The sequence below is a fragment of the Shewanella glacialimarina genome (assembly GCF_020511155.1).
GTDB classification, from domain to species: domain Bacteria; phylum Pseudomonadota; class Gammaproteobacteria; order Enterobacterales; family Shewanellaceae; genus Shewanella; species Shewanella glacialimarina.
Window position 1 is genome coordinate 673235 of record NZ_CP041216.1, and the last position, 20651, is coordinate 693885.

A 20651-nucleotide genomic window follows, 5' to 3' on the forward strand; every position below is an offset into this window, starting at 1 on the left:
TGTCGTTAGCTATCTCTACTCTTCAATTTTATTTTGTTGAGCTTCATCTAGTCGAGCTTCATTTTGTTTTCTTCAGCTTGTTCAACTTCAGCTTGTTTTTCTTCAGCTTGTTTTTCTTCAGCTTGTTTTTCTTCAGCTTGTTCAACTTCAGCTTGTTCAACTTCAGCTTGTTCAACTTCAGCTGGTTTCACTTCAGCTGGTTTTACTTCAGCTGGTTTTACTTCAGCTGGTTTTACTTCAGCTGGTTTTACTTCAGTTGGTTTTACTTCAGCTGGTTTTACTTCAGCTGGTTTTACTTCACTTTGTTCAACTTCAGCTTGTTTCACTTCAGCTTGTTTCACTTCAGCTTGTTTCACTTCAGCTTGTTTCACTTCAGCTTGTTTCACTTCAGCTTGTTTCACTTCAGCTTGTTCCACTTCAGCTTGTTTCACTTCAGCTTGTTCCACTTCAGCTTGTTCCACTTCAGCTTGTTTTACTTCAGCTGGTTTTACTTCAGCTTGTTTTACTTCAGCTTGTTTCACTTCAGCTGTTTTTACTTCAGTTTGTTCAACTTCAGCTGGTTTTACTTCACTTTGTTCAACTTCAGCTTGTTCCACTTCAGCTTGTTTCACTTCAGCTTGTTCCACTTCAGCTTGTTTCACTTCAGCTTGTTCAACTTCAGCTTGTTTGGCTTCTTCTAGTTGAGCTTCATCTAGTTGAGCTTCATCTAGTTTGGCTTCTTCTAGTTTGGCTTCTTCTAGTTTGGCTTCTTCTAGTTGAGCTTCATCTAGTTTGGCTTCTTCTAGTTGAGCTTCATCTAGTTGAGCTTCATCTAGTTGAGCTTCATCTAGTTGAGCTTCATCTAGTTTGGCTTCTTCTAGTTTGGCTTCTTCTAGTTGAGTTTCTTCTAGTTGAGTTTCTTCTAGTTGAGTTTCTTCTAGTTGAGTTTCTTCTAGTTGAGCTTCTTCTCGTTGAGCTTCTTCGAGTTGAGCTTTATCGAGTTGCGATTTACCGAGTTGAGCTTCTTCTAGTTTGGCTTCATCTAGTTTGGCTTCATCTAGTTTGGCTTCTTCTAGTTTGGCTTCTTCTAGTTGAGTTTCTTCTAGTTGAGCTTCTTCTCGTTGAGCTTCTTCGAGTTGAGCTTTATCGAGTTGCGATTTACCGAGTTGAGCTTCTTCTAGTTTGGCTTCATCTAGTTTGGCTTCTTCTAGTTGAGCTTCATCTAGTTGAGTTTCATCTAGTTGAGTTTCATCTAGTTGAGTTTCATCTAGTTGAGTTTCATCTAGTTGAGTTTCATCTAGTTGAGTTTCATCTGGTTGAGCTTCATCTAGTTGAACCTCTTCTAGTTGAATGAAAGGTTGAAACTCGGGGTTACGTACTAGGGTTAATTCTTTAATCAAATTATCCGCATGATCAATTTGATCCATCATCCACAATATATAGCGAATATCGACATGAACTGCGCGGGTGATCGTTGGGTTAAAGAACCAGTCTTTGGTAATAGCTTCGTAAGTAGAGTCGAAGTTTAACCCTACAAGTTCACCTCTACCATTGAATATCGGTGAGCCTGAGTTGCCGCCTGTGGTATCGACACTCGATAAAAAGTTAACCGGAACCGAGTTAAAATCATTTTTAGGTTCAATGCACGATATAAGTCTACACAGCCAAGAGCGTGGATCGTTATATATCGACTGAACAGTATGTTTACCATAATCGTTAGTCGCGATAGCGGCTAATAGCTTGGTCGGGACATTATATGGCTCAGCTCCTGTATGTTTAGCAGCAATACCTTGCAAACGGGTGAATGGCTGCTTGTATAAAGCATCTTTAGATTGATAACCATCAACCATGCCATACGTTATCCGTAAAGTACGGTTTGCATCAGGGTAAACCGGCCAGTTATTGGCTTTATAGTAAGCTATAATCGCGGCCATATATTCTGGACGAGCTTTAGATAATTTACCCTCAATGACCTTACTTTCTTGTTCCAGTGCCATATTAGTATCATGTAACTCCACCGCTAAGCGGATGAATGGATCAGTGCTGGTTTGAAATTCTTCAACCGTTTTATTCATCCAAGCCAAGCGGGTAGCCTGATTTGTTAGTTCAGTTGACGCATATATGCCATGAATTTTAGCGACAAACCCTTGGTGGCTAGAGCTATTTTTTAATGCGTTATCAAAGACTTCAACTTTTAAGGGTTGTGCAATATAGGCGTTTAAATCCTGTAACCATAAGGTTTTATCCACTTCAATATCAAAGCTGCTATCAATACGCTTCAAGCCTGCACGGAACATTTTTATGTCACGTTTTTGGTAGCCAGATTCGCGCATAGCATCAGGCTTTTGTTTTTCTTGGGCTAAACGATACAAACTTTTAGCTGCAAGCAGTAAGGCACTTGATTGCGCGTTTTCAAAATAATAGTTAATTTGATCATATTTTTGTTGCTCAGCAAGTAAGACTTCAAGCTCCTGAATTAATAGTGGGTTAGCAGATTCATCCTTCTTTAACCATGCTAAAAAGCCGTCTTCTCTACTTTGCTTTATGCCGACAATATCGGTCGCTTTAAAGCCGTCTAATAAACCATTAAGCTTCTTCATCCTATTTGACATCGAAGCCATCGTGCCGGCATATTTAATCGCGATGTTTTTATCTATATTTCCCATTTGGGTAATAGTGTCAATTTGCAACAGATAACGGGTAGCAAGGGTTGGATATAACCAATCACTGGCAAATTTAAGTTCACTAGTGAGGTTGTAACGACTAGTCGATCCCGGGTAACCGGCGGCAAATACACCATCGCCAGCCTTAACACCGTCACTATTCACTTTTAAATAGCTTTTAGGTTGAAAAGGGACATTGTCTGCCGAATAAGTTGCTGGTTTACCATTTTTGCCAACATAAGCGCGCAAAAAGGTGAAATCACCCGAGTGGCGAGGATATTCGTAATTATCAATATCACCGCCGTAGCCACCAATACTTTCAGGTGGTGCATAGACTAAGCGGACATCGCGAATGATCAGCTGTTTTATCAGGAAATATTCTAGACCGTTATGATAACTATTTACTGAACAATGGTAGTTATTATCGGCTTCACATATTTTAATTAAACTTTTGCTGTTAGTTTGAATTTGTTCATATCGCATTAACGGCTCATCACTTAAATCAGCAGTAACAAGCTGGGTAACATCTGATACATTTTCAGTAATGTATAAACGTTCATTAGGACCTGTAGAAGGCTCATCGGCCATTGTTTTAGCTAAGAAGCCATCAGCAAGGTAATTATGCTCTTTTTTACTGTTATATTGGATGCCGCGATAGGCGCAATGATGATTTGTGACAACTAGGCCTTGGGGAGACACGAAACTGGCGGTACAATAGCCCAAACTGACAACCGCATTCATTGGATATTGACCTAGGTCTGCAAGTTGTGTTGCGGGAATTTCAATACCGCGCTCAATCAGTTTATCGGCAATAGAAGGCATCTGATAGGGTTGCCATTGGCCTTCATCGGCATAGGCTAAACCCGATGACAACACTAAAGCGGCTATCAATGTAATACGCATGTCTTTTCCTTATGCTGTTTATTTTTCCGTATGTTTGCAATCGCCGCTGGGTTAACATCATTCAGCTAAATTCGACCACGGTGTTATACCATATTTTTTGAAAGTCGTTAGAATTTTGGAGTGTTAATGTCGCAACAATCAACCGCATTTAGAGCAAGAAACAGGCAGAAAGACGCCGAAGTTAATGCCTTAAAGTTACCCCCTCATTCAATAGAGGCTGAGCAGTCTGTGTTGGGCGGACTTATGCTTGATGCCGAAGCATGGGATCGCGTAGCCGAAGCGGTTGTAGCAGAAGACTTTTATTCTCGATCGCATCGAATGATTTTCAATGCAATGCAACGTTTAATGGAGCGAGCTCAACCTATAGATCTAATCACTGTATCTGAACAGTTAGAAATAGAAGATCAACTCGATGATGCTGGTGGTTTTTCTTATTTAGGTGAAATTGCTAAAAACACCCCTAGTGCTGGCAACATCTTATCCTATGCGCAGATTGTACGTGAGCGCGCAGTGGTGAGAGACATGATTAGTGTTGCCCACGAAATAGCCGACGCTGGCTATAATCCTGAAGGAAGAAATTCAAGTGATTTATTAGACTTGGCTGAAAGCAAAGTATTTAAGATTGCTGAGTCTCGGGCTAATTCAAGTGAAGGCCCTGAAGGAATAAAATCCATTCTTGAAAAAACCGTCGATAAAATTGAGCAGCTTTATAATAATCCCCATAACGGTGTAACCGGTGTTTCCAGTGGTTTTGCTGATCTTGACAAAATGACCGCAGGTTTTCAGTCTGGAGACCTGGTCATTGTTGCAGCGCGTCCATCTATGGGTAAAACCACGTTTGCGATGAATTTGTGTGAGCAAGCCGCTATGAACGAAGATAAGCCAGTGCTTATTTTTAGTCTAGAGATGCCCTCAGAACAAATTATGATGCGTATGTTGGCCTCATTAGGCCGCGTTGACCAAACCAAAATTCGTACCGGTCAGTTAGATGATGAAGATTGGGCTCGTGTGTCATCAACCATGGGTATTATGCTTGAGCAAGGCAAAATGTATATTGATGATAGCTCTGGCTTAACCCCAACAGATGTGCGCAGTCGTGCAAGACGTATTGCACGTGAGTACGGTGGTTTATCGATGATCATGATCGATTACTTGCAGCTAATGCAGGTGCCAGCGCTAAAAGATAATCGTACCTTAGAGATTTCTGAAATCTCTCGTTCATTAAAAGCCTTAGCTAAAGAGCTTGAAATTCCAGTGGTTGCCTTGTCTCAGCTCAACCGTTCTTTGGAGCAACGTGCCGATAAACGCCCTATTAACTCTGACTTACGTGAATCAGGGGCAATTGAGCAGGATGCTGATCTTATTATGTTTATCTATCGTGATGAAGTTTATAATGACGATACAGAAGACAGGGGCACAGCCGAAATTATTATTGGTAAGCAACGTAACGGTCCAATTGGGCGTGTTAGGTTAACTTTCCAAGGGCATTTCTCACGATTTGATAATTATTCAGGGCCGCAATTCGAAGAAGATTAATATCATCGATTACCTGTTTAATTTAACAACATAATTAACGATGGTTTAGCTTTGCGGCCATCATTTGTTTTATAAGGCCATTTTTTGAAACCTTTTCCCCGCGCTGAAATTAGTCGTCACGCATTGAAACATAATCTTGCCAGATTACGTGAGATAGCTCCCCACAGCCAAATTATGGCGGTAGTTAAAGCCAATGGTTATGGTCATGGGTTATTAAATGTCGCCCAATGTGTCAGCAATTATGACGGTGGAGCCGATGGGTTTGGATTAGCAAGATTAGAAGAGGCACTTGAGCTGCGTAATGGCGGAGTACAAGGGCGCTTATTATTACTTGAGGGCTTTTTTAGGGCTTCAGATTTGCCATTAATTGTTGAAAATGATATTGAAACCGCCGTTCATCATGAATCACAGCTGCTGATGTTAGAACAAACGAGTTTGTCCAAACCGGTTAAAGTGTGGCTTAAAATTGATTCTGGCATGCATAGGTTAGGATTCAGTCTGGAGCAATTTTCTTCTATTTATCAGCGCTTAATCGCTTGCGATTCGGTGGCTAAACCGATTAACTTAATGACCCACTTTGCCTGTGCCGATGAGCCTGATAACCCACTGACATTAAAGCAAATGAAAGCATTTGAAGACCTGATTGCTGGGCTTGATGGTGAACGAACGTTAGCGAACTCTGCCGCCACTATTTTTTGGCCACAAAGCCAAGCTGATTGGGTGCGCCCCGGTATCGCATTGTATGGTGTATCACCAGTAATGGGTGATAAAGGCATTAATCATCAATTAATCCCTGCTATGGAATTAGTGTCTAATTTAATTGCAGTACGAGAACATAAAGCCGGTGACTGTGTGGGTTACGGCGCAACTTGGCAAGCAAAAGAAGATACTTTACTCGGTGTTGTCGCCATAGGGTATGGAGATGGCTATCCCCGTAATGCACCTGAAGGAACGCCGGTGTTGGTTAATGGACGCAGAGTGCCGATAGTGGGCCGAGTCTCAATGGACATGCTGACAGTCGATTTAGGCTTACATGCAACTGACTGTGTCGGCGATAGCGTACAATTATGGGGAAAAGAGCTTGCGGTAGAAGAGGTTGCGGAACACATAGGTACAATAGCTTATGAACTTGTGACCAAATTGACTCCCAGAGTCGTGGTCGAATTGTTGCCATAAGGTAACTCGACCGCTTCAACTTTCGATTACAGATTATAGATTAGCGAGCGAGCCATTAAGTGATGGCATGCTCGCTTAAGTCTATCTAGCCTTCAAGTCTTGCACTAGGAGTCTTATTCTTCTTCAAAGCATATTTCAATAAAAGCCATACCGTATTCATGAGAGAATGGCATCATAATTTTTTTGCCTTTGGCTTGATGTGAAATAGTGTGATTCTTTCCTGATACTACCGCAGGGGTCGCCATATCAAAATCATAACCTTTACTGCTGAGTAAATTTTTAGCTCCGCCAGTAACCATATTGGTAATTTCACCCACTAAATCTGTAATATCTGCGTTAATGCCGCTCGGCTTTTCACCTAACATCTTATTCATAATCTCTAGAATAAGTGGCTCTTCGAAAGTAATCGACAGAGACCCTTTAGTTTTAGGCCCCACCATACCAATTAAGCCTGAGACATCTCCTTTAGCAAGATCATGATTCTTCAATTGTGGTTTGCCTGGCTTAAGATCCATCGTAGCCATTGTCGATATCACATTTACTAACGACACAAGAAAAGGGTTAATAAATTCAACGTTCATATTAAATTTGATCCTTATAGGTAAATGCAGTTAAGGGGAAAGGTAATTAGGCAATAAATTACTCTAGCATTAACCTACAGTCTAGAACAGCCTTCATTATTTGGGTACCTGAACCTGAGATATACATGATATAATTATCCCATATCGCCAGCTTATAGCAGGCTCGTCTCTATCTGAGTTATATCTTCTTTAATGATGCAGTGGTTATCACTATAGATTAACTCGGGTGACCGCTTCAGATACAAATATTGGTTTTTATGACTGCTAATGTAAAAATAGATCGCACTTTTTCAATTGCTCCAATGTTAGATTGGACGTACTTGTGTTTAATGCGTTGATTTTAAATGTCATTATATCTTTTGGATTCCTATTGGGTACCTCGCGTTATTTGTAATTGCATTTGGATACCTGAAAAGATAGACTGAATCCAACAGTAAATGAGGTGTTCTATGGATGGAAAATCAATAATTATCGCGGTAATGGTGATGTCTTTTTCTGCATCAGCTGAAGTGTATAGGTGTGATGATGGTAAATATCAGGCCGAACCTTGTGATAATGAAAGTGTACCTCTAGACCTTAGCAATATTGGTAGCGTTATAGCCTCACCAACTCATTCAAATAATATCCTTTCTTCGGGTTCTTCTATTTCTGATAAAAAATCAGAAGTCAGTTCTTACATCCGCAATCAACAAATTAAACGTGAAATTACTGATCTTGAACAAGACAGAAAAAAAGTGTTTAAAGCCCGAGATTCTAAAGTCAATGAACTGCGTGATCGTGGCCGCTATGCGAATAATAATTTAGCCGGTGCAACCTGGCAACAAAGCTTAGCCCAAGAGATGACAGCAGTTATGCAGCAGGCTGATACGGTTGTTGGTACTATTGACCGCCAGATTGAGTCGCTTCGTTCAGAGTTGAATCAGTAATGGTATTTCGCCCAGTGAGAGTGGCCATAGGGGTAGTTGTACTGTTTTCATTAGTCAGCTTTTTGAGACTGGCCTTTTTTGAACCCGCGATAACCTGTGAAGTTGATTTAACTGATCTTGATTTTACCCCGCTTGTTGATGAGGGTACGGTTCCTGTTAATGTTGATGTCTGGTTTGATAAAGAAAAAAACCAGTGGTGTATGTACGAGTAAAATATAGATGAAATTAATTTTGCAGATTGCTGCGGGTGTATTGTTAGCATTAGCTATTATTGTTGTGCGTTTATATTAAAGTTTGATAATTCTTAATAGTGTTTGATCATTTATAATATAGTTTGATATTTTTTGGCGCTTTTTGTGAGGAAGCGGATTAAGGGCTAACACATTTCTGCCCCAAAATCATCTTCGCGGATCCAAAGGTGGATAGGACAAGTAAAGCTTTGGCTATAGAAAAGCTAATATGAAAGGTTTCTATAGTCTATAAGTTATGCCTACCTTTTTCAGCTTTCAGCTCAAGTATTCAGATATTACTTTCCTAGAACGAACCAAAATAGCTGTTATCCGATACAGGTATAATGACCCTGACGAATCAGACAGATTTATCGATGCAAAAAAGTGAAATATTTGCACCGATAAATGTTTTGCTGGGTTGGTAAATTCAAATTTCGTTAACACTATCAATATTAACTGCTTTACATCAATGGGTTACGTTGTTAACTTTGACGCAAATTAATAAAGTGCAGGGATTTATCCGATACACTGGATAATAAGCTGATATATTTCTTAAGGATGCATCGGTGGCAAACTATATAAAGCAAAACAGAAATGATGTAGATGGTTGGTTTGATGCTGTAGTCAATAATGGTATTCTTTTTCTTAACTCTTCAGTTAGTAACCTGTCTACATCTCCCAAGAGTTCTCTTATTGATCTGTACACTGCAATAGAGCTGTTTTTTAAAGCTAGATTAATGAAAGAGCACTGGTCACTTATCATTTCAAAACCTGAATCGGCAGTTAAACAAAAGTTCGAAAGTGGTGACTTCCATTCAGTTTACCTAGAGCAAGCTCACACTCGTTTGAAAAATATCTGTGGTGATAAAATTAAAAAAGAAGCTATGGATAATTTTAAAGCCTTGGGTGAGCACCGAAATCAAATCGTTCACTTTGCTCATACTGGGTTTGCAGGTAAAGAAACCGAAGTGGTAATAGAACATTGGGTATCATGGTTTCATTTACACGAACTGCTGACTGATAATTGGTTAGAAATATTTGAAAGTTATCAAGACTCGATAGATAAAATACATGTAAAAGTTAAATTAAACCATAATTTCCTCAAGGCCAAGTTTGACTTGATTAAAGGTGAAATTGAGATAGAAAAGAAAAATGGTAATCGTATCGTCGATTGTACATCATGCGGATTAGAGTCAGCTAAAGTACTTAAATCACATAACTGGGGTGGAGAAGATATCGAGTGTCTAGTCTGTGATGTGAAAGATTTAAAGTTAAAGGCAATCGAAACTTCAATACCGTGCTCAAACTGCAATAAAGAAGTTAAGTACTTTATGGTTAAAGATCATAAGTGTACTGAGTGCCAGACAGAGTTAACTTCTGAATATGCTCTGGAGAAATATACTGAAATATATCGAGAGCAAGACCCTGAAGCTCGCTATGATGATGAAGCTGAACCATTAGCTTATTGCCATAACTGTCAGCTTGAAGATCCAACAGTATTAAATCTGGAAGGGATGTGGATTTGTGTTGAATGTGAGGACCGTGGCTGGACTGCACTAGACTGTGAAAATTGTGAGAGTTTCGTTACAGGAGATGTTCGGACTATTCAATATTTTGCTTGTCATCGCTGCGAAGACGATGTTAGAAAACTTCATGAAGAAGAAATGAAAAAATATAGAGCTGAAATAGAAGGCGAAATATAACAAATAAGGATAGGCCACTAACTGCGGTTCTAGCGTCTATCTTTCGGCCTAAGCAGCCGCATATGTTTTTTTTAATAATGCAAACAACAGCTACCAAATGGAATTTAAATGTATATTCGAAACGTGCTGATAGAAAATTACCGAGCCTTCAAAAAATTCGAAATTACGCTTTCACGCCTCAGCCTCATCATCGGTGAAAACGAGGCGGGAAAGACTAATCTATTTGATGCACTATCCCTGCCGCTGAATAGCAGTGACATTAACTTCAATAAGAAACGACTTTCGGTATCGGATATTAACCGTGAGGCGGTCGCTGACTTTTACCAAGCAGTTCTTGATAAAAAATCAGACGATGATATTAAAAAGTTAATACCTAAGGTTCGTGTAGAAATTGAATTCACTGACCCAAAGAATCCTTTTGAAGAGCATATAATAGCTAATTGGATTTCCGCTGAAGGAAAAGATGACAGCTACAAAATAAGATATGATTTCAGACCAAGAAATGAAGATGATTTTATAGAAGCCGTTCATGAGGCTCTGAAAGATACAAAAAGTATTGATGAAACGCATTGGTTTAATCTGCCAACCGAGTATTACGAATACGAGATAATTCAATCAAACAATGGAAAAAAACTAGGATTCTCAGATCTAAAGTATATATCGGTAAATTCCATTGATGCGGAGCGTGACGACTTTTCTGAAAATAGCACTCAGAAATCAAACGGAATTTTGACAAAGATGCTCGTGAGCTCATTGACTGCAAAAGACAAAGCTAAGATAAATAGCTCGTATACTACATTCTTTGATGCGATTGAAAGTACGGAAACATTTGGAAAAATCGTTCAGCCAGAGCCAGAGTTTAAAAACTTCTTTGATCGTTTGGATAAGCTTGAGTGTATTCCTAATCTACCTAATTTGAAGAGCATTCTATCCAATATCACGCTGAAGTCTGGAGAAAGTTATCTTTACCAACGTGGACTAGGCTATCGAAACCTTGTTTATATTTTTCTACTATTTGAATACTTTAAGTTGGACAAAAAAGTATTTAATCTTTGCTGCATAGAAGAGCCCGAAGCACACCTTAGCGTGAATAATTTACGATTTGCTACAGATTTCATCTATAAAAGCACAAAAAAAGATGACTCTGGCCTACAGACTATTGTCAGTTCTCACAACCCCCAAGTGATTAATAAATTGAAACTTTCAAATGTGATAGTTTTGTCGGGTGCTAAAGCTATCCATCTAAGTGATACGAAAAGTAAGCTAACAAACTACCTTCGAAAGCGGCCGAACTTCGATGTTTTAAAACTGCTTTTCAGTGGCCGGACTATATTGGTAGAGGGAACCACTGAAGAAATGCTTATTAATTCAATCCTTAATAGCGATGACCAAAACGTATATCAAGTAGAAGTTATTTCGATTGGACAGAAAGGCTTTAAAACATTTATGGATATATGGCTACAAGTCAATAAAAGCAATGAAGATAAGAAGCTTGGAGTGATCCGAGATCGTGATGACCTTATAAAGGATGCTAAGGCAAAAATCGATCATGAAAAGTACGATACTGACAACGCTAATATAATAGTTAGGACGACCGAAGAATACACGCTTGAAAATGACCTTGTAGATGCCGGTGACAACTTAAAAAGTCTAAGATCTATATTTGGTCGAGAAGGTGATGATGTAGAACAGATGGCCAACTATTTGATTAGTAATAAAGCCGAGTCAATGTTGAAAATATGCGATGCAATCTTTGAGAAAGACAAAGAAAAAAACATTATTCTCCCAGCTCATATTCAAGAAGTCGTGGATTTTATAACTCATGATTGAGATTCAAATAGCTGGAGCTGGCGGAGGAAAAACCCACGGAATGGCCGAGAAAATCATTAAGCACCATGATCCTGAATCTCACAAAACTATTTATGCAATTACTTACACAAACGCAGCAGCAAAAAACATATCTAACACAATAATAAAGCAGTTTGGGTTTCTTCCCGAGAACATTAAAGTTTGTACAGTCCATACATTCTTACTTAATGAGATCATCTACCCATACTCTCCATTTGTATTGGGAGAGGTGTACACAACTTCTTCACGCTGCCGTTTATATTCAAGTTTCCCCGCAGGAAAGAGTGCTGATAAAATTCGAAATGAGTCAAAAAGAACCATTAGCAGACTTAAAGGTATGGGTATAATTCATGTTGATGAGGTATATAACGCTGCATGGAGGGTTGTTGATGAGTCGTACTCAGCTCATAGCAGTCAGCGCAAAAAGCTTAAAGTTAGAAAAGTACTTAAGCTTCTAAGTAGCTCAATCGAAAAGATATTTCTAGATGAAGTACAAGATCTTGATACAAAAGCGCTCAGAGCTTTTAAAGAAATAGGGGATAAATCAGTAGATATCTACATGGTTGGTGACCCTAAACAAGCAATAAAGTATCCGAAAGTATTCAAAGATTGGATAAAAGATAACCATCACTTAACTCTACTTCCAAATATTAATACTTCACGCAGGGTTCCACAAAATATACTGAACCTGTCGAATAAGTTCTGCCCTAGAGGGCAAGAGCAAACAAGCCTATCAGGTATTGAAGGGCGTCTAAGCTATATCACATCTAATGATAAACACTATGACGTAGTAATTAATCACCACATTCAGCATGGTAATTTGGTGAGTATTTACCAAAAGACTGGAAAGTATTCAACCAATAGCGTCGATTCGAAGCCAGAATTCGATCCTGAAATTGAGAAAATACTCATTGACCAATATAAAGACTTTGATGAGAAACTAATTGTTGGGGCTGCCCAACGTTGGTTCGCAAAAGTGCTTGCAGACCACGACTCAAAAAAGGCAATCAGAATGTTTTTGAATAACTTTGACATTCAATATGACATAGAAATATTCAAAAAGCTTTGCCGTACAGTCGAGTCTTATGAGTCATATAAAGAAAACTCATCAAAATATTGCGTTAGCAGTATCACAAAGACAAAAGGGCTTGAGTCTGAAGTTTGTATATTGGTCTTAACACCGGGAATATATAAATGCTTAATACAGAAAAAAGGTGTTATTAAGTATAACAAAACATGGAATATGGTTTATGTAGCTTTAACAAGAGCTTTGTCAGAATTGGTTGTTGCTGTAGATATGGAACTGCTCGATAAAGAATTTAGCTTAGAAGAGGTTATGAATGACCTTGAGGCCTTAAATGTTGAACCTTATCAATGGGGTGCAGGTGTATTATGATAAGCATATTCTCTTGTGATAATTTGGTGTGGTTAGAGAGTTCAGCTGCACTTAGTATATGAATTAGGCGCATATTACAAGTTGCTGCACGCGAATAAATTACTCGCTACGTTCCCCATTTACAGGTGATCGCGGCGTTACCGTTTATCCGCTTGCCATACTTTCCCTAATAAGAGCCATCACTTTAAGAGCTTTAACTCTAACCAATTCCTGTCCAGAAATTAGCTAGAGCCTGTAACTAAGTGGCTAAATTAACTTGACCACTACAAGATGATTGCAACCAGTATTTAAATGATGATCATATGGTTGAGTGTGTCGAATATAGAGGGAAAAGCGCCGCAAGTTTGAAAGTCAGTATGCGGCGGGAAGTCATTAGAAACAGTTAAACTTTGTAATTTTTATGAATGATGTTTAATGCATTTTTGTAAGGTCGAGATTCATGGTTTTCCTGAATGTCGTAACGGCTCAGGGCGGTGTTTGCCGCTTTTTGTCTTAATGTATGCGCTGCTTTCGATGTAGCCTCTTTTCTGCTTCTCGCTAAGCCGTTTTCACGCAGATATTTTTTTACCTGGTATTGGCTTAAACCGAGTTTTGCTGCAACCTGAACACCACTCATGTGTTCATTTATGTAGTAGTCTTCAATTAGGTCGCTGAGTATTAATGCCATTGCTGCACTCATTACTTGCCTTCCTTAGCTAGATTTTCAGCTAGCGTTTTCATGAACTGTTGGCATGAACCGACTTGATCACGTGGCAGGGCATACCATTGTTTTAATGCTTCTTTGATAACGTCTGACTTTTTCATATAACCCCTTATGCGACTTTAGCTAATTGAGTGCATTGTTCTGGCAGGTTTGCTTTTACCAAAGCCTCTGAAAGTTGTGGTGGTACGCTATTACCCACCCGTGCGACTTGCTGTTTCTTGGTTGATTTACCGTTGTAATCGCTAATGATGTAATCTGAATTAAAGCCCTGACAGGCAAACAGCTCGTGTGGTTCCAGCATACGTAAGCCAATATCAACAATTTGGTAAGGCTCACCTTTGATGGTCACTAATCCAAAGCGGTCATTAGTGGTGATGGTGTGCAGCGGTTCGTCACACGCAACGCCGTCTTGCTCGTTACCGTAGTATTTGATAAAGAACGCTCGCACTTCGCCTAGGTGTAAACCGCCTGCGGTGATGGTGTGAGCAGGTTCAGTCATTTCAAAACCGATGTTAGTGCCGCGCATTTTGACCATGTGACTTGTTACCAGTGCAAAGTGACCGCCTTTAACTTCTGCGCAAATAGTTCTTAATGGTTCATCTGCAGGCATGTTGCGTTGGGCACTGGCGTTAGCGCATTCAGTGACGAATGGCGTAATCGTTACTTGTGCCGGTGCAGTAAACGGATTAGCTGAGTCAATAACAAACTTTTGAATACCTTTGGCTATTCGCTTCATTGTGTTTTCGGCTAATGGGCGTTTGCGGCCAAATATTGATTTACAGGGTATTGACCAATCAATGCATTCTGCTGCCGTTCGCCAAGGTTTTAATGTACCTAGTTTTACCGCTTCACTATTTGGTGCGCCGTGTGTTGGTTGTGGCCATACGATTGGTTGATTATCGCAACGTGCAATCATAAAGAAGCGTTTGCGAATGGTTGGCGAACCAAAATCACATGCACGCATTTCACGCCATTCAACTTTATAGCCAAGGCCTTTAATTAGTTTGGCGGAATTAACAAGCCCAAGGGTGTCAACGCATTCATTGAGTGCAGGGTGATCAGCATCAATACCCGTGCTTAACATGTTTACAAATGCTTCGAACGTTTCACCTTTAAGTTCAGGATTTGGTCGCATGTCACCAGTATTTTGGCATTCAATTAATGGTCCCCATGTTTTAAATTCTTCAACGTTTTCTAACATGATGACTTTTGGTCGCACTTTCATTGCCCAGCGAATAGTTACCCATGCAAGACCCCGTATTTCTTTATTAACCGGCTTGCTGCCTTTGGCTTTTGAAAAGTGCTTACAGTCTGGTGAGAACCACGCTAAATCAACCGGCTTACCTGCAGTGGCTTGCACTGGGTCAATATCAAATACAGACTCGCAATAATGCAATGTGTCTGGGTGGTTGACGGCATGCATGGCAATAGCATCTGGGTCATGATTGATTGCAATGTCAACACTGCGACCAATTGCCCATGCAATGCCTGTACTCGCTCCACCACCTCCAGCGAAGTTATCAACGATTAATCCACTCATGCTGCATACCCTTGTAGTCGTAGTTTTGAATCGGCGGTGCTGGCAAATAGCTCTGCATCGGCTTGGGTGAAATCACTAACTTCAATCACGTTGAACGTTTTACACATTCCCCAGCCGTTGTAGTTGTTTGGTTTGTATGTCACTTCAATCTGCTGATGGTCATGCATAAGAGTAAAAAACGGTGCTGATAGCGTCACCACGCCTTGTTTAGTGCTGAATGTTTTGGTTACTTTATTCATGCAGCACCGCCTAATAACACTGTTAAGTCCATTTTTGGGTAACCGTTAACTTGGTAGCCCGTGATAGGGTGACCAGGTAGTCTGATTTGGTGATACTTGTAAGAATGAATAATCGTGCGACCAATTCCTTTAGCTAAGTTTGTTAGCCCATTCCCAAGCGCTTGCCAATAAAGGCAATCAAGTGCGCCAAGTTTTATGGCGATTCCAATTTTGTCATCACTATGCATTTTTATTGGCAATCCCACTTTTTGGGCGCGGTAGTGACCTAAAAGATGATTAAAAGCTGCTTTCGATTTCATTTGTGCCACCTTGCTTGGTTTGAACTGATAGCCAAATTTTACCCAATCATGCTCTTTGAGCATTTCTGCGTTGCGCGCCACTTCTTCAAGGGTATTTATGGCTCGTGATAAGTTACTTTTCTTCACGTCGTTTTTGATTGCTGCAACAGTATCTTGATGGCCCACGACAAAATGGTCTGTTAATGCCGAAATAATGGCGGGTGATTCAATTTTGGTGAATCGAAGCAGCAGCTGCAGGCGTTCGGCACTTTCGCCGCCTTGGATTAGGTATTTCATACAAAATCCTCTACGTTAATACCCAGTTCATCAGCTAGCTTGATATCTTCGGCCTTGCGGCGTGCAGTTGTGTTTATTTTGCCTTGTGCACTAATGGCTTTGTTGATTGCTTTGCGGTTTCTATATTCGCTGTCTTCGTTGATGACGGAATTGAACCCATTGCGGACTTTGGCTTGGCCATCCCATTCAATATCTGCTTTGGTCACTGTTGGTTGTTGCGCTACTGGTTTTGAGCGAGTGACTTTTAATACAGCAGGCTTTTTGCGTTTTGACTCATGCTTGCTGCGTTTATCGGCTAGGATGCGTTCACGGTTTTCTTGATAGTAAGCACGGGCTTTGATTTGCTTTTGGGTGAGTTGGCTCATGCTGCGACTATCCCGCTAGGTACAGCATCCTCAAACTTCACTAACCATCGCTGATTTTCGAAAATCTCGTCATTTTGGCAGTAAGGTTTGATTAGGTAACATGCAGGGCTGTATTGGCATATTCCATCAATAACGCCTATGGTGGTCATGGTGCCGACTGGGTGAGGTGGTTTAATATCGAAATCTATTACCCACTGCTTTTCTGCTTCACGTAAAGCATATGAGGCATAAAGGCTCATTTGGTTTAGCACTTCTGTATCTTTAAAGTCTAATCTGCATTCCCAAACGTTCTCCAACAGCTTGGCGATTGCGAAGCCATCCATGTCTTCATAAAGACAAGCTGCTATTTCTTCGGTTGTAACATTACTGATTTGTTCGCCCAATCTTTTAGCTGCTGTCACTTTCATTGCATGGTTTAACGTCGGTCTTTTCATCATCGCTACTCTCTTCGATAGTATAATTAAGCCGCTTTTGGGCTGTGAATGTGGTCTTTTTTAGCTTGGTCACGTAGGTTGTCTAGGTGCTCTGCCAGGTCTGTTACGTTGACCATCCAAATGGCTTTGTTGCTACTTCCGGTTTTAAACGCGGGTACGGGCAACTTGCCTGCTTTTGCGTAGTTTTTGGCGGTTGCTGCTGACAGCCCAAAATACTCGTCACAGATGTCTGTGATGGGGATCACCGCTTTGTTGAACTGGGCCATGAGTAAAAATGCTGTGTTCATGCTTTGTCCTTTACATCTTGATTGTTGCGGCGTTGTAGCTGCACTTTGGTGCGTTGCCAGCCTTTGATTAAGCGCTTTAGGCATGGTGCTTCGTGAGGCCAAGTGCGGATCATGTCTTTGCACTTGGCTATTTCACGGTCGCAATATTCAGTTGCAGCGCTCATATGCTTGCTCTTAACTGAAATACTTTGCCGGTTTGGTGAAGTGGCGTGTTACGCCATAAGGTAATGCGACCTGTGTTGTAGTTGTATCGCAGGGCTAACTCGTTACCCAGTTCACCGGCTTGGTTTTCAAACTGCTTACTGAAAAGCTGGCTTGGGTTGCAGGTCATTAATTGACGTTCAAGTTTGGCGATGCGCTGTTGTACTCGTTCGCATTCCATTGGGTCTTGTTTGGTGGTGAGTAAACAGGCAAAACGAATGCTGACAAGGATGAAGTGTTCAACGCGTTCTTTGTCTGTGTTAGGTGTGTTAGTCAGTATCATTTTGCCGTCCTCGGTTAATTGGCTACGGCCCAATAATCACAAATCGTGTTTAAATTGTCAACACAATTTGTGTTTATTTGTTTTGGTTTATTGTTCTAATGATTTTGCATGGGTGAGGTGGTATAAATAGGTTTGAAGCTAAAGGATTATTTTTTGGAGACTTATATGGATGTTGTTTGCCCATCATGTCAGTACGTACGCAAAGAAAACTCACACCCTGAAACACCTGAATGGCGATGCCCTGCTTGTGAAATTGTTTATGAAAAGTATGAAAAAAACATAAGTAAGATGAATGAACTATCTGATGTCATTGCAGAGCGACAAGCAACAGAAGAAGCTGTATCACCAACTGAAAACCACACGACTAAACCTAGTCATGATACTAAGCCAAGTAAGCTCGCTATTTTAGTCAGTGATTACCTTGGTAAATTCAAGGTTATGTTTAGGGATTTTTTAACCGCAAAAGGTGGGTTGATTATTTTGGTGGTGTTTATTATCGGTTTTTTTTCAGGCCGAGAATATTTTAGATATGAGGTTAGAGCGGCAATCCAAGATACTTTTCAAAATGTAGGTCAAATCTTAGGTGGAGAGAGTAAAGGAAAGCCCTTGGCGCATGATCTGGAGCCTAGCAAAAAAAGTAAACTACAAGATAATTTACCTGTTGAAATTACGAATAAAGGATATGAGCTTAATAGTGATTCAGATTACGATGATAAAATCACATTTACTCTGTATATAAAAAATCCTTATAAAAAAGACATTCGCGCTTTCAACGGCTTAGTTGTTTTTACTGATATTCTTGATAACAAAGTTAAAAATTTAAATTTAGCTTTTAAAGATGGGATAATAGCTGGTGATACCATTTCGTGGAATGGTGAAATGGAGTACAACCCTTTTATTGATTCAGATAAAAGTTTACATAGAACTTTACTTAAAGATATAAAAGTGAAGATACTCCTTAAGAAGGTAGTATTTACTGATGGAAGTATTGAAGACTTTTGATTTTTCTAAATTTTTTATATTAAAAACCCAGATGCAAACACTAAAAATCAAATTATATAGATGAGGTTTAATGAAATACTTACAACAAAACTGAATACCAAAACACTTTACCGATGATCTTAATCTGTTTAAGGTCATCGCCTTCGTAGCGTTCGTCTGGCCATTCGTCGGTATTAAAACTGCGCAGACGCAATCCGCCACCTGGTAATTTGTATAGTGTTTTAATTCGCATCATACCGTCATGATTAATAGCGTACATTTTTCCATCTATTACGTTAGTTTGTGATGTATCTACCCCAACTGTTGATCCATTGGGTAATACCGGTTCCATACTGTTACCGTTTACTCTAACGCATGCTGCGCGAGTTGATTCAACACTTGATTTCCTAAGTGTTGACTTTGCAAAACGTAATTTAGGACCGCGATACTCTCTAACATCAGAAATTCCATGTCCTGCCGCTAATTCTACTTCCATATAAAACGGTATCTCTACTTCATCATCACTAAGAGGGGTGTCGCTATCCCAAAATTCAAAACCTGAAATGTTTAAAACTGCTTCATCTTCAGATATATCGCTGCGCTTATTACTTTGAGGGTAACCAAATATAATTTCAGCCGGATCAACTCCTAAAACTTTAGCTAAAATTTCTGCATCAGATGGACTCACAGTCCTACTTCCCGCTTCGTAATTGCCAACTCTTGATTGTGACTTCCAACCACAAAGCTCAGCAAGCATAGCTTGGCTTTTTATTCCAGCCTTCATTCTTAAGTGCTTAATGTGTTGCCCAACACGTTGGTTAAGACTCATTTTTTCAACCTATTACAATAAAGCCATAACTGATAATCAATTTTACCACAAATTGTGATTATTAATTTTTCAATTTGTGTTTACAATTAAACACGATTCGTGTTTAATTGGGTGGTTGTTTTTTCCGAGGAATATCATGAATCAAATAGCTAGATATAGAAAAGCGGCAAAGCTGACACAAAAAGCCCTTGGGGAATGCATTGGTGTATCGCAAGGCGCAGTTGGTAATTATGAGTTAGGGCAAAGAAACGTTGATTTAGAAACAGGTTGGAAAATAGTTAATGTTTTAAATTTTCACAAAGTTAAATGCAAATTTTGTGATGTTTTCCCTAACCCACAGTAGCCATTAATCAACAATATAAAATTTTTGGGAGAAAAGCATGAAACAGAAATCACGTTTAGAGTTGTTGATGAAAGCCATTAATACTTGGCTTGAGTTACCAAAAGTGAGCCGTTCGGTAATGGCTGCTGCTGTTGCACAGGCGGTTGATGATTTAAAGCTGGTAACGGTATTGGCTAAAGAGGGGATTACGTTTACCCACTCGGATGATATTTACAACGATGCCCGGGTGAATGCGCAAAAGATTTTCCGCTGGCTTGGGCAATACGCTGACCAAAACGCGGTACCTGAGCGGTTATTTTTTGTTGAACAGGCGTTATTGGCGGCTATGCCGGTTGATTTACGCATTAGTTATTTAAACGATGTTTATAACATGGTGGGTGTGACGGTAGTGGTTGATCACGTGAGTGATGGATTGTCGTTAAGCACTAATGATTTGGCTGCTACGTTAACAAAGGAAAATTGTGAGGCACAAATAGCGGTAATTCGTTTGGGTGTGGAGCCTACACGCTATGAGGTTGAGCAAGCTTACCGTGAATTACGTGAGTCGCGTGGTACTACGCAGGCGGCTATGGATGTTTTTGAGCGTAGTTACCCTTATTTGTCGAACAAATCACTTAAGTCGGTTGGTTAGTTATGGATAACGTTGATGATGCTAATGATATGGCTGCACTGCATTTAGCCGCTGAATTGGCTAAGCCTAAAGTAAGTTTGCCACCTTTAACGGGCAGTTGCTTTTATTGCCATGAGCCATCACCAGAGCGTTTTTGTGATGCTGATTGCCGTGATGATTATGAACGCGAACAACGCAAAATATTAATGCGTAAGCGGGGATGATATGACTCAGTTAAGTGATAACAGCATTGCATTACTTGGAAGGAATTTGAGTGATTTAAACTCGACTGTTCAAAGTGATATTCGGATAAAAATGTA

Annotated in this window: 24 protein-coding genes and 1 pseudogene; 11 read left to right on the plus strand and 14 right to left on the minus strand. The window is 40.0% G+C overall.

Annotated elements, in window-relative coordinates:
* Positions 1-47 precede the first annotated feature (47 nt).
* Positions 48-1376, minus strand: a complete 1329-nt coding sequence (locus FJ709_RS02730) for a pentapeptide repeat-containing protein (RefSeq protein WP_226415819.1) — start codon at positions 1374-1376, stop codon at positions 48-50.
* Positions 1350-3545: pseudogene (locus tag FJ709_RS02735) on the minus strand (S46 family peptidase); the annotation flags it as partial. The gene FJ709_RS02730 and the pseudogene FJ709_RS02735, both read right to left, overlap by 27 nt.
* Positions 3546-3671: 126 nt before the next feature.
* Here FJ709_RS02735 and dnaB point away from each other — a divergent pair.
* On the plus strand, positions 3672-5081 hold the full coding sequence (gene dnaB / locus FJ709_RS02740) for a replicative DNA helicase (RefSeq protein WP_226413218.1): 1410 nt from the start codon (positions 3672-3674) through the stop codon (positions 5079-5081).
* 84 nt (positions 5082-5165) lie between these two features.
* Positions 5166-6257 (plus strand): alanine racemase, encoded by a 1092-nt coding sequence (gene alr / locus FJ709_RS02745; RefSeq protein ID WP_226413220.1) that lies wholly within the window; start codon positions 5166-5168, stop codon positions 6255-6257.
* A 113-nt stretch (positions 6258-6370) separates the two neighbouring features.
* Here alr and FJ709_RS02750 read toward each other — a convergent pair whose 3' ends face one another.
* On the minus strand, positions 6371-6838 hold the full coding sequence (locus tag FJ709_RS02750) for a chemotaxis protein CheX (protein WP_226413222.1): 468 nt from the start codon (positions 6836-6838) through the stop codon (positions 6371-6373).
* 449 nt (positions 6839-7287) lie between these two features.
* Between FJ709_RS02750 and FJ709_RS02755 the strand changes: the two genes are divergently transcribed.
* From FJ709_RS02755 to FJ709_RS02775, 5 genes are all read left to right on the plus strand, one after another.
* Positions 7288-7764 carry a hypothetical protein gene (locus tag FJ709_RS02755; RefSeq protein WP_226413224.1) on the plus strand — a complete coding sequence of 159 codons (477 nt, stop codon included), beginning with the start codon at positions 7288-7290 and terminating at the stop codon, positions 7762-7764.
* On the plus strand, positions 7764-7976 hold the full coding sequence (locus FJ709_RS02760; protein ID WP_226413226.1) for a hypothetical protein: 213 nt from the start codon (positions 7764-7766) through the stop codon (positions 7974-7976). Before FJ709_RS02755 ends, FJ709_RS02760 begins: the two co-directional genes overlap by 1 nt.
* Before the next feature lie 584 nt (positions 7977-8560).
* A complete protein-coding gene (locus tag FJ709_RS02765) occupies positions 8561-9697 on the plus strand; it encodes a hypothetical protein (RefSeq protein WP_226413228.1) in 1137 nt (378 codons plus the stop codon).
* A gap of 108 nt (positions 9698-9805) precedes the next feature.
* Entirely contained in the window at positions 9806-11527 is a 1722-nt protein-coding gene (locus tag FJ709_RS02770) for an ATP-dependent nuclease (RefSeq protein ID WP_226413230.1), read from the plus strand.
* Positions 11520-12941, plus strand: a complete 1422-nt coding sequence (locus FJ709_RS02775; protein WP_226413232.1) for a UvrD-helicase domain-containing protein — start codon at positions 11520-11522, stop codon at positions 12939-12941. The genes FJ709_RS02770 and FJ709_RS02775 overlap by 8 nt, the downstream gene beginning before the upstream one ends.
* Before the next feature lie 382 nt (positions 12942-13323).
* On the opposite strand, the gene FJ709_RS02780 is transcribed toward FJ709_RS02775, so the two are convergent.
* From FJ709_RS02780 to FJ709_RS02820, 10 genes are read right to left on the minus strand one after another with little or no spacing between them, the layout of a single operon-like run.
* Positions 13324-13620: a hypothetical protein gene (locus FJ709_RS02780; protein WP_226413234.1), complete on the minus strand. Its 297-nt coding sequence runs from the start codon at positions 13618-13620 to the stop codon at positions 13324-13326.
* Positions 13620-13745: a hypothetical protein gene (locus tag FJ709_RS19585; RefSeq protein WP_264177954.1), complete on the minus strand. Its 126-nt coding sequence runs from the start codon at positions 13743-13745 to the stop codon at positions 13620-13622. The genes FJ709_RS02780 and FJ709_RS19585 overlap by 1 nt, the downstream gene beginning before the upstream one ends.
* Before the next feature lie 8 nt (positions 13746-13753).
* On the minus strand, positions 13754-15184 hold the full coding sequence (locus FJ709_RS02785) for a DNA cytosine methyltransferase (RefSeq protein WP_226413236.1): 1431 nt from the start codon (positions 15182-15184) through the stop codon (positions 13754-13756).
* Positions 15181-15423 carry a hypothetical protein gene (locus tag FJ709_RS02790; protein WP_226413238.1) on the minus strand — a complete coding sequence of 81 codons (243 nt, stop codon included), beginning with the start codon at positions 15421-15423 and terminating at the stop codon, positions 15181-15183. The genes FJ709_RS02785 and FJ709_RS02790 overlap by 4 nt, the downstream gene beginning before the upstream one ends.
* Positions 15420-15998 (minus strand): adhesin biosynthesis transcription regulatory family protein, encoded by a 579-nt coding sequence (locus tag FJ709_RS02795; protein ID WP_226413240.1) that lies wholly within the window; start codon positions 15996-15998, stop codon positions 15420-15422. The genes FJ709_RS02790 and FJ709_RS02795 overlap by 4 nt, the downstream gene beginning before the upstream one ends.
* Positions 15995-16363 (minus strand): hypothetical protein, encoded by a 369-nt coding sequence (locus FJ709_RS02800; protein ID WP_226413242.1) that lies wholly within the window; start codon positions 16361-16363, stop codon positions 15995-15997. Before FJ709_RS02800 ends, FJ709_RS02795 begins: the two co-directional genes overlap by 4 nt.
* Positions 16360-16800, minus strand: a complete 441-nt coding sequence (locus FJ709_RS02805) for a hypothetical protein (protein WP_226413244.1) — start codon at positions 16798-16800, stop codon at positions 16360-16362. The genes FJ709_RS02800 and FJ709_RS02805 overlap by 4 nt, the downstream gene beginning before the upstream one ends.
* 23 nt (positions 16801-16823) lie before the next feature.
* Complete coding sequence (locus tag FJ709_RS02810; RefSeq protein WP_226413246.1) at positions 16824-17084, minus strand: pyocin activator PrtN family protein; 261 nt, start codon at positions 17082-17084, stop codon at positions 16824-16826.
* Complete coding sequence (locus FJ709_RS02815) at positions 17081-17248, minus strand: hypothetical protein (RefSeq protein ID WP_226413248.1); 168 nt, start codon at positions 17246-17248, stop codon at positions 17081-17083. Before FJ709_RS02815 ends, FJ709_RS02810 begins: the two co-directional genes overlap by 4 nt.
* Complete coding sequence (locus FJ709_RS02820; RefSeq protein ID WP_226413250.1) at positions 17245-17568, minus strand: hypothetical protein; 324 nt, start codon at positions 17566-17568, stop codon at positions 17245-17247. Before FJ709_RS02820 ends, FJ709_RS02815 begins: the two co-directional genes overlap by 4 nt.
* 165 nt (positions 17569-17733) lie before the next feature.
* Between FJ709_RS02820 and FJ709_RS02825 the strand changes: the two genes are divergently transcribed.
* A complete protein-coding gene (locus tag FJ709_RS02825; protein WP_226413252.1) occupies positions 17734-18570 on the plus strand; it encodes a hypothetical protein in 837 nt (278 codons plus the stop codon).
* A 79-nt stretch (positions 18571-18649) separates the two neighbouring features.
* Here the strand turns inward: FJ709_RS02825 and FJ709_RS02830 are convergent, their stop codons facing one another.
* Positions 18650-19378: an XRE family transcriptional regulator gene (locus FJ709_RS02830; protein ID WP_226413254.1), complete on the minus strand. Its 729-nt coding sequence runs from the start codon at positions 19376-19378 to the stop codon at positions 18650-18652.
* A 136-nt stretch (positions 19379-19514) separates the two neighbouring features.
* Between FJ709_RS02830 and FJ709_RS02835 the strand changes: the two genes are divergently transcribed.
* The 3 genes from FJ709_RS02835 to FJ709_RS02845 are packed head-to-tail and all read left to right on the plus strand — an operon-like array spanning position 19515 to position 20555.
* Positions 19515-19721 (plus strand): helix-turn-helix transcriptional regulator, encoded by a 207-nt coding sequence (locus FJ709_RS02835; RefSeq protein WP_226413256.1) that lies wholly within the window; start codon positions 19515-19517, stop codon positions 19719-19721.
* 37 nt (positions 19722-19758) lie between these two features.
* A complete protein-coding gene (locus FJ709_RS02840; RefSeq protein ID WP_226413258.1) occupies positions 19759-20352 on the plus strand; it encodes a hypothetical protein in 594 nt (197 codons plus the stop codon).
* A 2-nt stretch (positions 20353-20354) separates the two neighbouring features.
* Positions 20355-20555, plus strand: coding sequence for a hypothetical protein (locus tag FJ709_RS02845; protein WP_226413260.1), 201 nt, complete (start codon positions 20355-20357; stop codon positions 20553-20555).
* Positions 20556-20651: the final 96 nt, after the last annotated feature.

Coding starts and splice junctions, on each gene's coding strand:
- dnaB (WP_226413218.1), top strand. CDS start 3,672: ATGTCGCAACAATCAACCGCATTTAGAGCAAGAAACAGGCAGAAAGAC.
- FJ709_RS02750 (WP_226413222.1), bottom strand. CDS start 6,838: ATGAACGTTGAATTTATTAACCCTTTTCTTGTGTCGTTAGTAAATGTG.
- FJ709_RS02755 (WP_226413224.1), top strand. CDS start 7,288: ATGGATGGAAAATCAATAATTATCGCGGTAATGGTGATGTCTTTTTCT.
- FJ709_RS02760 (WP_226413226.1), top strand. CDS start 7,764: ATGGTATTTCGCCCAGTGAGAGTGGCCATAGGGGTAGTTGTACTGTTT.
- FJ709_RS02770 (WP_226413230.1), top strand. CDS start 9,806: ATGTATATTCGAAACGTGCTGATAGAAAATTACCGAGCCTTCAAAAAA.
- FJ709_RS02775 (WP_226413232.1), top strand. CDS start 11,520: ATGATTGAGATTCAAATAGCTGGAGCTGGCGGAGGAAAAACCCACGGA.
- FJ709_RS02780 (WP_226413234.1), bottom strand. CDS start 13,620: ATGAGTGCAGCAATGGCATTAATACTCAGCGACCTAATTGAAGACTAC.
- FJ709_RS19585 (WP_264177954.1), bottom strand. CDS start 13,745: ATGAAAAAGTCAGACGTTATCAAAGAAGCATTAAAACAATGGTATGCC.
- FJ709_RS02785 (WP_226413236.1), bottom strand. CDS start 15,184: ATGAGTGGATTAATCGTTGATAACTTCGCTGGAGGTGGTGGAGCGAGT.
- FJ709_RS02790 (WP_226413238.1), bottom strand. CDS start 15,423: ATGAATAAAGTAACCAAAACATTCAGCACTAAACAAGGCGTGGTGACG.
- FJ709_RS02795 (WP_226413240.1), bottom strand. CDS start 15,998: ATGAAATACCTAATCCAAGGCGGCGAAAGTGCCGAACGCCTGCAGCTG.
- FJ709_RS02800 (WP_226413242.1), bottom strand. CDS start 16,363: ATGAGCCAACTCACCCAAAAGCAAATCAAAGCCCGTGCTTACTATCAA.
- FJ709_RS02805 (WP_226413244.1), bottom strand. CDS start 16,800: ATGATGAAAAGACCGACGTTAAACCATGCAATGAAAGTGACAGCAGCT.
- FJ709_RS02810 (WP_226413246.1), bottom strand. CDS start 17,084: ATGAACACAGCATTTTTACTCATGGCCCAGTTCAACAAAGCGGTGATC.
- FJ709_RS02815 (WP_226413248.1), bottom strand. CDS start 17,248: ATGAGCGCTGCAACTGAATATTGCGACCGTGAAATAGCCAAGTGCAAA.
- FJ709_RS02820 (WP_226413250.1), bottom strand. CDS start 17,568: ATGATACTGACTAACACACCTAACACAGACAAAGAACGCGTTGAACAC.
- FJ709_RS02825 (WP_226413252.1), top strand. CDS start 17,734: ATGGATGTTGTTTGCCCATCATGTCAGTACGTACGCAAAGAAAACTCA.
- FJ709_RS02830 (WP_226413254.1), bottom strand. CDS start 19,378: ATGAGTCTTAACCAACGTGTTGGGCAACACATTAAGCACTTAAGAATG.
- FJ709_RS02835 (WP_226413256.1), top strand. CDS start 19,515: ATGAATCAAATAGCTAGATATAGAAAAGCGGCAAAGCTGACACAAAAA.
- FJ709_RS02840 (WP_226413258.1), top strand. CDS start 19,759: ATGAAACAGAAATCACGTTTAGAGTTGTTGATGAAAGCCATTAATACT.
- FJ709_RS02845 (WP_226413260.1), top strand. CDS start 20,355: ATGGATAACGTTGATGATGCTAATGATATGGCTGCACTGCATTTAGCC.